Here is a 13,252-nt window from a genome sequence, read left to right as displayed (position 1 = left end):
ACTCGTGGTTTACTCCTTCCGAGCGCCCGCTCCCCGCGAAGGCCCGAGCGCTCGCACTCCGTAACGGCCCCTCGCCATCGTCGGCGAGGGGCCGTTCTCTCGGATTTCAGCTGTGGGCGACGACGCTGTCCAGCACGACGGCGGACTCGATCGTCGTGGCAGCCACCTCGAGGTCGGGCACATAGGTCTCCCGCAGTCGGGTCGAGCTCTGCGCGAACCGCTGGCGGAGCTCGTCCGGCGCGACGTCCGGCGTGGTGACGGCGCACACCATGGCGACCCGACCGGCGCCGATGAGCCCGACCTCGGCGTCGTCCGCGAGCGTCGCCGTGCAGGCGGCGACCAGTGCCGCGTTGACCTCGTCGATGTACTCCTGACCGAACGATTCGCGGATCAGCTCCAGCTCGTCGACGGTCGCCACCCGCCAGGAGACGGCGCCGCGCTCGTCGAGGATCGTCCGGGCACGAGCCGCGAGCCGGTCGCGCGTGCTCACCTGCTGCACCCGGCGACTGGCTCGCTCGTCGCGGGCGGCGGCGAGCACGCCGAAGGCCAGGAGGATCACCGCGATCACGCCCGCGATGGTGGTCGGGCCGGTCGAGAAGTACTGCGCGTAGACCCCGTCGTACAGACCGTCGATCGCGAGGAAAACGGCGCGGCCGAGGGAGAAGATCGCGTACCCGACCATCGTCGCGGCGATCGCCAACGTACCGCTCGTGGCACGCGCGCGGCCGACGCGGGCCTCGATCGCCGTCAGCGCGCATCCTGCGATCAGCAGCAGGATCTTGATCCCGGACGACACGGTCTCGGACAGCAGGATGCTGCACACGAACATCACGACGCCGCCCGCGATCACGGCCCACAGTCGCCACGGCCGCCGGTCGTTGAGCGCGCCGACCGCCACCCACAGCAGAGCCGGCGCGAGCACCATCGCCGCGTCGCCCGCCGCGAGCGTCCATACCTCGTGCGGGAACGAGAAGTAGATGACGTAGAGCAGGCTCGAGAAGACCGCGAACACCGCCGAGGCGGTGGCGATGCCGAGGAAGGACCCGGAGCGGTACGAGGGACCGCGCACCCAGAGAAAGGCCGCGAGAACGACGAACGTCGCCACGATGCTGACGGCCACCAGCGGCAGACCGGTCATCGCGTTCATGGCCATTCCCTCCGCCGCAGAATGAGAACGCCATGCTACGCGCGGGAGGATGTCGCCCGTCACCCCGAGACGGAGAAATCCGTTCGGCTACCGCCGGCGCAGCGGCCGGAAGCTCGGGATGGGAATGGGCTTGCTGATCGGGCTTACCGGCTCCGGCGCGGCGGTGCCGAAGCGCTCCTCGAACTCCCGCCGCACGTCATCCTCGAAATAGTCCGCGTCATCGCGGAGATCGTCGTGCTCCTTGATACTCATGACCGCCTCCTGCTGCGATCACGGTAGGTCGGCGGATGCGGCAGGCCACGGGGGTTGCGTATCCGCGGCGACCCGTCTACTCGCGCGCGCTCGCGCCCATGGCCGCGACCGCTTCTGCGAGCAGCGGCCGCGGCATCGCGAGCACGAGCCGGAGGAATCCGGGAGCAGCACACAGTGCCCCGTCGGTCAGTACGACACCGGCGCGCTCGCGGAAGAAGTCGGCGGGCGCGCCCGGCAGCTCGAGGCGGCGCGCGTCGAGCCAGGCGAGGTAGGTGCCCTCCGGCGGCGTGTACCGCACCTCCGGAAGGTGCTGCGAGAGCAGATCCACCAGCAGCATCCGATTGCCGTCGAGGTAGTCGAGCGTCTCGGCGAGCCAGGGCTCTCCTTCCTCGTATGCGGCAATGGATGCCACAACGCCGAGCGTCGAGGCACCGTGCACGTGCGCGAAACCCACTCGTCGATAGATGTCGTCGTCGTTCTGGTTCGAGGTGATGAGCTGGGCGGCCTTGACCCCAGGAATGTTCCACGCCTTCGACGCGCTCGTGCCCGTGACGGTGTGCGCGGCGGTGGCTTCGGAGAGGGAGGCGTACGGCACGTGCGCGAGGCCGCCGTAGCGCAGCGGCGCGTGGATCTCGTCGGCGAAGACCCGGCCGCCGTGGCGTTCGACCACGTCAGCGATCCGGGTCAGCTCTTCCCGGGTGAGGACGGAGCCGGTCGGATTGTGCGGGTTGCACAGCACGAGCGTGCGCGCGCCGGCCGAGAACGCCGCATCGATTCCGTCGATGTCGTGCTCCCACCGCCCCGACACCACGCGCCCCGGCACCGGGATCACCGGGTGCCCGATGGCCGGGAGATAGGTGAGGAACGGCATGTACGCGGGTGTGGGAACGATCACCGGCGACCCGGCGGGGGCGAACGTCCGCACCGCGACCCCCAGCGCCGCCATCACGTCGGCGACGGGGTGCACATGCTCGGGTTCGATGCTCCAGCCGTAGGCGCGCCGCATCCACCCTGCCGTCGCGACCGACATCCGCTGGGCGAGCGCGGGAGACAGATAGCCGAGCGTCTCCTCCTCCACCGCGCGGTGCAGCGCCGCGGTCACCACCGGCGCCGTGCCGAAGTCCATCTCGGCCACCCACGCGCCGATCTTTCCCGGATGCAGGCTCCACTTGCGACTCTCCGGGCGATCGAGCGTCTCGCGGCCGCGTTCGTCGTAGGGCTGCGTCACAGATCCGACGCTACCGGTGACGTGCTCTCCGAGTGCCCGGGATGCCGTATTCTGTCATTCAAGCAAGGGGAGTACTCCCGCTCGCGGTCGGCTCGTCAGTACGGATCCAACGTCGGATCCCGGGCCGCCGGTCCCGACCAGCATCGGGGCGGAGGAGACCTTGGCGTCATGACCGTACGCCCACCCTTGGAGTTCTCCGTGAACGTCACCCCCGCCATCTGGCTCATCACGATCGCGATCACGATCGCCTTCTTCGTCTTCGAGTTCTTCGTGCACGTGCGCAAGCCGCACGCCCCCACCATCCGCGAGTCCGCCGTCTGGTCGGTCTTCTACATCGGCCTGGCGCTGCTGTTCGGCGTCGGGATCGGCATGGTCTCGGGCTGGACGTTCGGCGGCGAGTACTTCGCCGGATACCTGACGGAGAAGGCCCTGTCGATCGACAACCTCTTCGTCTTCCTCATCATCATGACGGGCTTCGCGGTGCCGAAGGAGTACCAGCAGAAGGTGCTCATGATCGGCATCGTGATCGCGCTCATCATGCGCGGCGCCTTCATCGCGCTGGGCGCGACCCTGATCGAGAACTTCTCGTGGGTGTTCTACATCTTCGGCGCGTTCCTGCTCTACCTGGCCTGGCAGCAGGCGTTCTCGAGCCACGAGTCCGACCCCTCGAACGGGCGGATCGTGCGGTTCATGCGCCGCATCCTTCCGGTGCGCGACGAGTACCACGGCGACCGGCTGACCGTGAAGATCGACGGCAAGCGCTTCGTGACACCGATGCTCCTGACGATCGTCGCCGTCGGCTTCATCGATCTGGTCTTCGCCCTCGACTCGATCCCCGCGATCTACGGGCTCACGCAGGAGGCGTACATCGTCTTCACCGCGAACGCCTTCGCCCTGATGGGTCTGCGCCAGCTCTTCTTCCTCATCGGCGGACTGCTGGAGCGCCTGGTGTACCTTGCACAGGGCCTCGCCGTCATCCTGGCCTTCATCGGCGTGAAGCTCGTCTTCCACGCGCTGCACGTGAACGAGCTGCCCTTCATCAACGGCGGCCAGCACATCGACTGGGTCCCCGAGATCCCGATCTGGTTCTCGCTGCTGTTCATCGGCGCGACGATCGCGGTGGCCACCGTCGCGAGCCTGCTCAAGACCCGGAACGACCGTCTGAAGGCCGACCGCGCTCAGGTGCAGGGGCACCCCGTCGCCGCCGCCGAGGTCGACGAGCACTGACCGCCGCCTCCCGTCCCCGGGGCCGGCGCCGCGTCAGAGCGGGCAGATCTCGAAGGCGTAGTCCGCATCCCTCGGCATCGTGAGGTCGCGATCGCGAAGCACGAGGGATGCGGGCACGGCGGGATCGGCGCAGAGCTCGTCGAACGGCCGGTCGATCGCGTCGGTGTACTCGATCGCGACCACGGCGTCGCCGTAGACATCGGTGTAGGCCGTGCACTCGTCGTAGTACGCGCACTCCTCCACCACCGCGAAGTCGAAGCCGGCCTCGGCCCGCAGGCGCTCGGCATCCTCCGCCGCGTTCTTCTGGCCCGCCGCGAGCCCCGCGCGATGCGCCCGTTCCACCAGCAGCGTCGCGAGGGCGAGGTTGTCGTCGGCGCTGAGGAGACCGTCGGAACGGGTGTACGTGTCGAGGTTGTCGAACTCCACCGCCGCGTAGCCTGCCGCAGCACAGCCGTCGATCCACTCGCCGACGCGCGCCGCAATGGCCTCGCGAGCGTCATCCGAACGGGTGTCGAGGAGCGCTTCGTCGGGCCAGTCCGGGTCCATCAGGTCGGCACCGTTCTGGCGCAGGACCAGGTCGTCGGCCCACTCGTCGCGCTCGCTCGGCTGCGTCTGGAACGCGTTGAGGTAGCAGATCGAGTACACCCCGTCGGCGGGCGCCGCAGTGCGGTCGCGCGCGACGATCCCCACCCGCGGATCAGGCGGGTACGCGCCGCCGAGCTGATAGTCGACGGGCGTTCCCGCGGGCAGCCGCCCCATCACCGAGCCGGAATCCGGAACCGAGGCCGGCCCGCTCGCGCACGCCACCACGCCGACCGATGCGACCGCGAGCACGCCGGCGGCGAGCACCCGCACCGGCGCGAACGCGGCGCGGCAGCGCGTCATGAGGCCAGCAGGGCCCCCACCCGCGCGACGAGCTCGCGCGGCGAGAAGGGCTTCGTCATGAAGTCGTCGGCGCCGGCGGAGAGCGCGCGGGCGATGTCCTCGTCCTGCGCCCTGGCGGTGAGCATCATGATGCGGGTGTCGGCGAACGAGGCGTCACCACGGAGCTCGGCGCACACCTCCAGGCCGGTGCGGTGCGGCATCATCCAGTCGAGGATCACGAGGGAGGGATGCGCGTCGCGCGCGGCGACGAGGCCCTGCTCGCCGTCGGGTGCGACGGCGACTTCGTGCCCCGACGCTGCCAGGCGGTGCTGGATCAGCTGCGCCACATCGGCGTCGTCTTCGACGACCAGAATGCTCGCCACGGCCGCCACCTCCTTGCAACCCTTGCCTCGTGTACGGGGCGGGCGCCGCCGAGAGGGTACGTTCACAGTATGAAGGCTGCGGCCCCGTTCGCGACACTCGGCGCCCCGTCGAGGCCCGAATGGATCCCCCCGTGGTGGAGTTGGCCGATCGCCGCGATCACCGTCGCCGCCCTGGGCCTCACCGGGACGATCTTCACCCCTCCCGGAGGCAGCGCCGCCGCATGGTGGCCGGCCGCGGGCGCGTCAGCCCTGTTCGCGCTCCTCAATCCGCCGCGTCGCCGCGGCGGGGTCGTGCTCCTCGTCCTGGCCGCGACGGTGATCCCCAACCTCATCCACGGGCGTTCGCTCGCGGTCGCGGTGGGCTACGCGTTGGGCAACGCGGCGGAGATCGCCGCACTGTTGGCCGTGCTGGCGATCTGGGGATACCGCGGCTCCAACCCCTTCGTCCTGCGCCGTACGCGCGAGGCGCTTGTGCTCGTGGTGGCCAGCCTCACAGGCGCGGTCGTGGCCGCCGTGATCGCCGCCGCGACGGCCGCACTGCTGGGCGGCGGCGACTTCTCCGCGACGGCGCTCAGCGTCTTCCCCTCTCACGCAGCGGCCGTGCTTCTGATCGCCCCGTTCGCCTGCGTCCCGCCCTCTTCCGGACCGCTGACCCTGCCGCGCTGGGAGGCGGTGCTGCAGCCCGCGCTGCTGCTCGGCGTGCTCGCGTTCGTCGCCCTCCCGCGCGTGGAGATCCCCCTCACCTTCCTGCCGTTCATGATCATCGCCTGGGGATGCCTGCGCCTGCCGTTCGTCGCGGCCCTCATCGAAGTGCTGGTCGCCGGCGTCGCGATTCTCCTGGTCACCCTGGCGGGGCGGGGGCCCTTCGCTCTCGGACTCACCCCGACCGAGCGCGCGGTCACCGTCGAGATCTTCCTCATCGCGCTGGCGACCGTGTCGCTGCTGCTGCTGACGGCGCGCGCCGAACAACGCGAGGCGGCACGGGTGGCAGCGCGCACCACGCACCTGCTCTCGGGCGGCCTGGTCGAGACCGAGGTGGGGCTCGCCGTCGCGCGCCGCGACGGGGAGAGCACACAGCTGCTGTGGGCGAATCCCGCCGCCCGCTCGATGATCGCGGCGGAACTCGACGGCGACGGCTGGAAGGGTCCCCTCGAGCACGTCGCCCGCCACGCGAGCCGCGACGGCGTCGAGCGCGTGCACGTCGACGGAGACACCTCGCTGCGCCTCGTGGCCAACCCGATCGAGAACGATCCCGGACTGTTCGCCGTGCAGCTGCTCGACGTGTCGAACACCGTACGCATGATCCAGGCGCGGGCGGATGCGGAGCGTGAGCGCGCCGCGGCCAGCGAACTGCGGGCGGATCTCAGTCGGCAGCGCGACGACTTCGTCTCGACCACGAGTCATGAGCTCCGGACGCCCTTGACCAATGTGCTGGGCTACGCAGAGCTTCTCGAGGAGTCGCCCGCGCTGACGCCGCTCGAACGCGACTGGGTCGCCCGCATCCGACGAAACGGCCTGCGCCTGTCGGACCTCGTGGAGGACCTGCTGATGGTCGGCGGTGCCCACGCGACGCCCGTGAGCCCCGGCGAGCGGCGCACGGTCTCCACCCGTTCCGTGGTGGCGGCGATCGTCGCCACGCACGGTGCCGCGGCCGACGAGAAGCGGCTGCGCCTCGAGATCGACATCGACGCCGGAACCAACGTGCACGGCGTTCCCGCCGACATCCATCGCTCCCTGGCGGCGCTCCTGTCGAACGCGATCCTGTTCACACCTGCCGACGGCGACGTCCTCGTGCGCGTGCGCGACGACGGCGAGACCACCGAGTTCTCGATCAGCGACAGCGGGCCGGGCATGAGCGACGGTGACCGGGAGCGGGCGTTCGACCGGTTCTTCCGCGCTCCGGAGGCGGAGCAGTCCGGTACGCCCGGCGTCGGCCTCGGCCTGTCGATCGCGCAGCGACTCGCGCGGCGCAACGGCGGGACACTGGAGCTCTTCTCGCCCGCATCCGGCGGACTGCGCGCGGTGCTCCGGCTGCCGGCGGCGCCCCCACCCACCTGAGCGTCGCACCCCCGCATCCGGTCGACCGGCACCACCGCGCGCACCCGACTGGGCCGGCTGCGCGCATCCGGCTGGGCCCGCTCGCCGCGCATCCGGCTGGGCTCGCTGACCGCATCCGCTCCGTGTCTCACAAATGCACGCAAACCCACACCCCAACGTGCACAACTGAGACACGCAGGCTGAGACACGCCGCCACCACCACTCCGTGTCTCACAAATGCACGCGAACCCGCGCCCCAACGTGCACAACTGAGACACGCAGGCCTGGACACGCCGCCACATCCACTCCGTGTCTCACAAATGCACGCAAACCCGCGCCCCAACGTGCACAAGTGAGACACGCAGGGGAGGGCTCGCGCGGGCAGGGCTCATCGCGCGCGGGGCTGCTCACACCGGGGCTCGCCATGCGCGGGGCACCACGCGCGAGGGCACACCGACAGACCACGGCCTGCCACACACCGCGGGGCACCACGCGCGACGGTACACCGGGCTCGCCCCGGGGACACCACGCGCGGGGACCCCACGCGGGGTGCGGCCCCGGGGCTCACGCGGACGCGGCCGATGCGCGCGGACACGCGCGGCGGGTCACACGGCGGGCAACGGCACGCGCGCCTCGAGCACGACATCGCGGCCCCGCTGGAACAGATGCGCGCCGCTCAGGTTGGCGATTCCTCGACCCGCGGTGAGCGGCAACGCCGAGCCGAGCCGTCCCGGCGATGACACCTCCACGCGCAACTCCGGGGCCGCATCCGGGTCGCCGTGGGTCACCTCGAGCGTCGCGCGCTTCGCACCCGAGTGCTTGACCGCATTGAGGAAGCCCTCGCTCGCGATGTCGACGACGCGGCGGGTCACGTCCTCCCGCTCCAACGCGATCCGTGCGTCGGCATCGATGTTGCTCGAGATCTCGAGTACGTGCGACCACGTCTCGATCATCTGGGCGAGGGCATCCGACGGCGCGACCGGCGCCGGCGCGGCGGATGTCGGCGCCGTGCCTTCGATCTCCGCGAGGGCCTGCGCGATCGTCGCCGCGAAGGCGTCGAGTTCCTCCGTGGTCGCCGCGCGCTCATCGACCGTCGCCGCGAACAGCACGCACCGCCCCTGCACCCGCCCGTGCAGCTGCTCGGCCGCGCTGCGCAGCTCGAGGCGCGCGCGTGTCGTGCGCGTGGCCACGGCATCCGTCTGCGCGGCCAGAGCACGCGACAGGCGACGCGTCTGCACGATGGAGCTGTGGATGGCGTCGGAGGAGACGCCGACGATGGCCGCGAGCAGGGGGAAGGCGAGGATCGGGACGAGCGCCGTCGGCAGGGTGTGGGGCGCCAGCAAGATCGCGACGGCGGAGAAGAGCACCCCGGCCGCGAACCAGGCGAACAGGATGGCGCCGCCGCGCGCCGTGGCCGACCGGCGGCGCGAGGACCGACGGGCGACCGCGTTCGCAACGAATCCGCAGACGAACACCAGCACGACGGCGATGAGGGCGAGCCCCGTCGACACGGTCGCCAGAGTGTACGGAAGGCTGCCGACCACGTAGGCGATGCTGACCACGACCGGGCTCGGCGGGCGCAGCCGTGCCAGAAGCGGGCGCCGGGGAGCCGTGGGCACCTCCACCGGACCCGTCCCCGCAGCGATCTCGGACAGCGGCAGCGACGCCTCGTCCTCGAGATCGTGGCTGACCGCGCGGACCGACTGCGAGAACGCGCTGACGCCGTCGAAGCCGGGGTTCTTCGCCACCAGCTCGGCGAGCTGGGTACGCAGCGTCGCGATCTGCTCGTGCAGCAGGATGCGGGTACGGCGCGCGTAGGCGTCGGCGCGACGGTCGGCCTCGTTCAGATCCGACAGCGCGACCCGCAGACGCGCGCTCGCGTCGCGGGTCGCGTCGTAGGCCACCGTCGCCGTCGCGACGAGGGAGAGCACGATGAGCCAGATGATCACGTTCGTCGTGATGCGCTCGGCCCACGACCCCGTGCTCGGCTCGCGCAGGAGCCACAGGCCTGCGGCGTCGTTGAGCAGCGGCCGTGCGGCGCCGACGGTCACGACCGCGGCGAGCACGAGAAGGGCGCGCCAGCGACGGCGTCGTATCCGCCGCTCGGCCCACGCCACGGGCAGCACGAGCACGACCAGCACAGCCCACACGAGAGCCGACACGCCGATGGCGGGCAGGTACTCCACCGTCGAGTTCACGGACCGGTAGGCGCCGAGCACGGTCACCGCGATCAGGAGGGAGACGGCGGCGCTCCATCCGCTGAAGAAGCGGCCGCTGGCCAGGGTCCCCCACCAGATCCGTGCCACGCGCCGCGCACCGCCCACGGCGCCGCCTCCGGGCATCTCGGCGTACGCGCGGGCAGGCGTCATCGCCGGTTCCGTCCGGTCACGGCGTCACTCGACGCATTCGACGACGCGGAGTTCGCGCGCACCATCGATCTCATAGATCCCCTCAGGCCGTCGGGTCGACCTGCTTTGCGCGACTACTGTACCCAGCGCGACGCCGAATGGGGCGTCATGCAGCGTATTGCGTGCGCGCCGTCAGGGGATGTGCGCGCTCAGATCGCGGCGAGCGCCGCATCCAGATCGGCGAGAAGGTCCGCCGCGTCCTCGATGCCCACCGAGAGCCGCACGACCTCCACGGGCACCGCGAGCTCGGTTCCGCGCACCGACGCGTGGGTCATCGCGTCGGGGTAGTTCACGAGGGACTCGACGCCCCCGAGCGACTCGGCGAGGGTGAACAGGCGCGTCGACTCGGCGAAGCGGCGGGCCGCGGCCTGGTCGGCGAGCGCCAGCGACACGATGCCACCGAACCCGCTCATCTGCCCGCGTGCGATGTCGTGGCCGGGATGCGTCAAGAGCCCCGGATAGTAGACGGCGGCCACACGCTCATGATCGGCGAGGAACCGCGCGACGGCCTCGCCGTTCTCGCTGTGGCGCTGCATCCGCACCCCGAGGGTCTTGATCCCGCGCGTGGTCAGCCAGGCATCGAACGGGCTCGAGACCGCGCCGACGGCGAACTGCAGGAAGCGCGCCGCCTCGGCGAGCGCGGCATCGTTGGTCACGAGGGCGCCGCCGACGACGTCGGAGTGACCGCCGAGGTACTTGGTCGTGGAATGGACGACCACATCCGCGCCGAGAGCGAGCGGCTGCTGCAGGGCGGGCGTCGCGAACGTGTTGTCGACCACGACGAGCGCGCCCGCGGCGTGTCCGAGACGTGCGAGCCCCGCGATGTCACTGACCTTCAGTAGGGGGTTGGAGGGTGTCTCGACCCAGAGGATGCGGGCCGGCCGCTCCTCGAGGGCGGCGGCGACCGCATCCAGATCGCTCATGTCGACCACGCGGAGGGTGACGCCCCACGGCCCGAGCACCCGAGCGAGCAGTCGGTAGGTGCCGCCGTAGACATCGCTGCCGAGGAGGACCTCGTCGCCCGGCTTCAGCACGGCGCGCAGCAGCGCGTCCTCGGCGGCGAGTCCCGACGAGAAGGACAGCGCGTGCTCGCCGTGCTCGATGGCGGCGAGCTGCGTCTCCAGGGCGGTGCGGGTGGGGTTGCCGCTGCGGCCGTACTCGTAGCCGCCGCGAAGGCCGCCGATGCCGTCCTGGGCGAACGTGGTGCTCATGTGGATCGGCGGGATGACCGCACCGGTGGTGGGGTCGAAATCCTGCCCGGCGTGGACCGCGAGACTGGCGAAGGCGCGGGCTGCGGGGTTGGTCATCGTTGTGCTCCTTCGTCGGTGCCGGCTTCGGCGAGCCGGCTCGTGGTGGGCTCGACGGCGAATCCGTGGTCGGTCATCCAGGTGTCGTCGAAGATCTTGCTGAGGTAGCCGCGGCCGTGATCGGGCAGCACCACGACGACCACGGCGTCGGCGGGCAGCTCGCGCGCGGCCCGGAGGGCGGCGACCACCGCCATCCCCCCCGATCCGCCCACGAGCAAGCCCTCCTCGCGAGCGAGGCGGCGCGTCATCGCGAAGGCCTCGGCGTCGTCCACGCGCTCGTACCGGTCGACGACGGCGGGATCGAAGGTGGTCGGCCAGAAGTCCTCGCCGACGCCCTCCACGAGGTAGCCGTGCAGGGGGCCGCCGGAGTAGATCGACCCCTCGGGATCGGCGCCGATGACCCTGACACGCCCTTCGGAGGCCTGCTTGAGAAAGCGGCCCGTGCCGCTGATCGTGCCGCCTGTGCCGATGCCGGCGACGAAGTGGGTGATGGCACCGTCGGTGTCGGCCCAGATCTCCGGACCCGTGGTCTCGAAGTGGCCGCGCGGGCCGTTCTGGTTGGCGAACTGATTCGGCTTGAACGCCCCGGGGATCTCGCGCGCGAGCCTGTCGGACACGCTGTAGTACGAGTCCGGATGCTCGGGCGGAACCGAGGTGGGAGTCATCACGACCTCGGCGCCGTAGGCGCGCAGCACCGCGACCTTCTCGCCGGCGAACTTGTCGGGCACGACGAAGATCATCCGGTACCCGCGTTCGAGGGCGACGAGCGCGAGGCCCACGCCGGTGTTGCCGCTGGTGGGCTCGACGATGGTGCCGCCGGGCTGCAGCAGGCCGTCGCGCTCCGCGGCGTCGATGATGTTCTTCGCGATGCGGTCCTTGGCGGAACCGCCGGGATTGAAGTACTCGACCTTGGCGAGCACCGTGGCGGCGATGCCGTCGGTGACGCGGTTGAGCTTGACGAGCGGAGTGTTGCCGACGAGCGCGGCGACGCTGGATGCGTAACGCATGGAGGTGTCCCTGGGTGCGGCGGGGCCCGGATGCGGGAGCCCGCGGGTTGTCGGAGGTTATCGGTGAGGGTGCGCGAGAGGGCGCACGGGATCACTCAGCGACAACAACGACAGGTAAGCACGCTGCGACCCTACCAGACGTCCGCGTCGGTCCTTTGCCTCCCCGGAGTGAGCACCCGTTCACCGCATCCGCCGGCGTGCGTGACGGGATGTGACGACGCGCGACGAGGTGTGACGGCTCGGATCGGATGCCGCCGACCCGGTGTGGCGCAATGGGGCATCGCGATCCACGGGTCGCCCGACACAGCACACCGAGCCCCGCGCACCTACGGCGCAACGGGCCAGAGCAAGGAGACATCCCATGTCCGAGAAGCCGTCAGAATCCCCCGACCTCCGAACCGCGCTCGACGCATCGCGTCAGCGTCGACGCACCGTCTGGCTGAGCATCGCAGCCGTCGCCGTCGTCGCCGTGATCGTCGGCGTGGTCGCCATCGTGGCAAACCTCACCCGCTCCGAGGAGCCAGCGGCCGCCGCAGCCGAGGAGCGTCTCTCGCTGCGCATCGCGGTCAGTGAGGACTCCGACTTCCAGAGCGCGATCGCCGACATCGCGGCGGAGAAGGGACTCGACGTGACCTGGGTCAACGTCGACGACTGGGTGCTGCCGAACACCGAGCTCGCCGCCGGAACGGTCGACGGCAACGCGTTCCAGCACATCCTCTACCTCTCGAACTTCAACGCCCAGAACGACGAAGACCTCACACCGGTCTTCTCGACGCTCATCACGCAGTGGGGCATCTTCTCGGCGACCCTCGGCGACACCGACGAGATCCCGGACGGCGGTCGCATCGCGATCCCCGACGACCCCTCCAACGGCGGCCGCGCACTCGGGATCCTGGCCTCGGCGGGGCTCGTCGAGCTGAGCAAGGATGCGGGCGACTTCCCCTCGGTCGACGACGTGACCGCCAACCCGAAGAACCTCCAGTTCGTGCCGATCGCGGCGACGACCATTCCGCAGCAGTTCGACGACCCCAGCCTGTCCGCCGTCGTCGTCGGTCTGTCTTACTTCGACCCGTCGCAGGGCATCACGGCGGACAAGGCGCTGTACCTGGACGACTCGCTGGATGAGAAGAACCTTCCGTACATCAACGTCGTCGCCAGCCGCGCCGACAACGCGGACGACCCGGCCTGGAAGATCCTCGAGGAGGCGTACGCCGACCCGCGGGCGGCCGCCGCTCTCGAGAAGGAGGACAAGGGTGCCACGGTGCTCGTGCAGGTGCCCGTCGAGACGCTGCGTACGAAGCTGGCCGATCTGGAGAAGTCCGCAGCCGCCAACGGCTGATCGGTACCACCTCGCCCGCTCGACGACCGACAGGAGCCTCGGTCGTCGAGCGG

General features: G+C 70.6%; 11 protein-coding genes. 3 read left to right on the top strand and 8 right to left on the bottom strand.

Annotated features, from left to right (window positions below):
• Positions 1 to 106: 106 nt before the first annotated feature.
• The 3 genes from KYX17_RS09460 to KYX17_RS09450 all read right to left on the bottom strand — a co-directional run bounded on the left by KYX17_RS09460 (position 107) and on the right by KYX17_RS09450 (position 2,627).
• Positions 107 to 1,147: a hypothetical protein gene (locus KYX17_RS09460; protein ID WP_243226741.1), complete on the bottom strand. Its 1,041-nt coding sequence runs from the start codon at positions 1,145 to 1,147 to the stop codon at positions 107 to 109.
• A gap of 87 nt (positions 1,148 to 1,234) precedes the next feature.
• Complete coding sequence (locus KYX17_RS09455; RefSeq protein WP_243226740.1) at positions 1,235 to 1,399, bottom strand: hypothetical protein; 165 nt, start codon at positions 1,397 to 1,399, stop codon at positions 1,235 to 1,237.
• A gap of 76 nt (positions 1,400 to 1,475) precedes the next feature.
• Positions 1,476 to 2,627, bottom strand: coding sequence for a MalY/PatB family protein (locus tag KYX17_RS09450; RefSeq protein WP_243226739.1), 1,152 nt, complete (start codon positions 2,625 to 2,627; stop codon positions 1,476 to 1,478).
• 198 nt (positions 2,628 to 2,825) lie between these two features.
• Here KYX17_RS09450 and KYX17_RS09445 point away from each other — a divergent pair, with 198 nt between their 5' ends.
• On the top strand, positions 2,826 to 3,854 hold the full coding sequence (locus KYX17_RS09445) for a TerC family protein (RefSeq protein WP_243227284.1): 1,029 nt from the start codon (positions 2,826 to 2,828) through the stop codon (positions 3,852 to 3,854).
• A 33-nt stretch (positions 3,855 to 3,887) separates the two neighbouring features.
• Here KYX17_RS09445 and KYX17_RS09440 read toward each other — a convergent pair whose 3' ends face one another.
• The gene (locus tag KYX17_RS09440; RefSeq protein WP_243226738.1) at positions 3,888 to 4,739 is read right to left on the bottom strand and encodes an endo alpha-1,4 polygalactosaminidase; all 852 of its coding nucleotides are present in this window, start codon (positions 4,737 to 4,739) and stop codon (positions 3,888 to 3,890) included.
• Complete coding sequence (locus KYX17_RS09435; RefSeq protein WP_243226737.1) at positions 4,736 to 5,101, bottom strand: response regulator transcription factor; 366 nt, start codon at positions 5,099 to 5,101, stop codon at positions 4,736 to 4,738. Before KYX17_RS09435 ends, KYX17_RS09440 begins: the two co-directional genes overlap by 4 nt.
• A gap of 69 nt (positions 5,102 to 5,170) precedes the next feature.
• On the opposite strand from KYX17_RS09435, the gene KYX17_RS09430 reads away from it, so the two are divergent.
• Entirely contained in the window at positions 5,171 to 7,159 is a 1,989-nt protein-coding gene (locus tag KYX17_RS09430; RefSeq protein WP_243226736.1) for an ATP-binding protein, read from the top strand.
• 584 nt (positions 7,160 to 7,743) lie between these two features.
• Here the strand turns inward: KYX17_RS09430 and KYX17_RS09425 are convergent.
• The 3 genes from KYX17_RS09425 to KYX17_RS09415 form a co-directional block, all read right to left on the bottom strand.
• Positions 7,744 to 9,507, bottom strand: a complete 1,764-nt coding sequence (locus tag KYX17_RS09425; RefSeq protein ID WP_243226735.1) for a hypothetical protein — start codon at positions 9,505 to 9,507, stop codon at positions 7,744 to 7,746.
• A 188-nt stretch (positions 9,508 to 9,695) separates the two neighbouring features.
• Positions 9,696 to 10,853 (bottom strand): cystathionine gamma-synthase, encoded by a 1,158-nt coding sequence (locus KYX17_RS09420; protein ID WP_243226734.1) that lies wholly within the window; start codon positions 10,851 to 10,853, stop codon positions 9,696 to 9,698.
• Positions 10,850 to 11,860: a pyridoxal-phosphate dependent enzyme gene (locus KYX17_RS09415; RefSeq protein ID WP_243226733.1), complete on the bottom strand. Its 1,011-nt coding sequence runs from the start codon at positions 11,858 to 11,860 to the stop codon at positions 10,850 to 10,852. The genes KYX17_RS09420 and KYX17_RS09415 overlap by 4 nt, the downstream gene beginning before the upstream one ends.
• 361 nt (positions 11,861 to 12,221) lie before the next feature.
• Here KYX17_RS09415 and KYX17_RS09410 point away from each other — a divergent pair, with 361 nt between their 5' ends.
• Complete coding sequence (locus KYX17_RS09410; RefSeq protein ID WP_243226732.1) at positions 12,222 to 13,199, top strand: MetQ/NlpA family ABC transporter substrate-binding protein; 978 nt, start codon at positions 12,222 to 12,224, stop codon at positions 13,197 to 13,199.
• Positions 13,200 to 13,252 lie beyond the last annotated feature (53 nt).

The sequence above is a fragment of the Microbacterium sp. CIAB417 genome (genome assembly GCF_022788845.1).
Note: the sequence above shows the minus strand (reverse complement) of the source record. Positions and strands in the feature narration are given on the sequence as shown.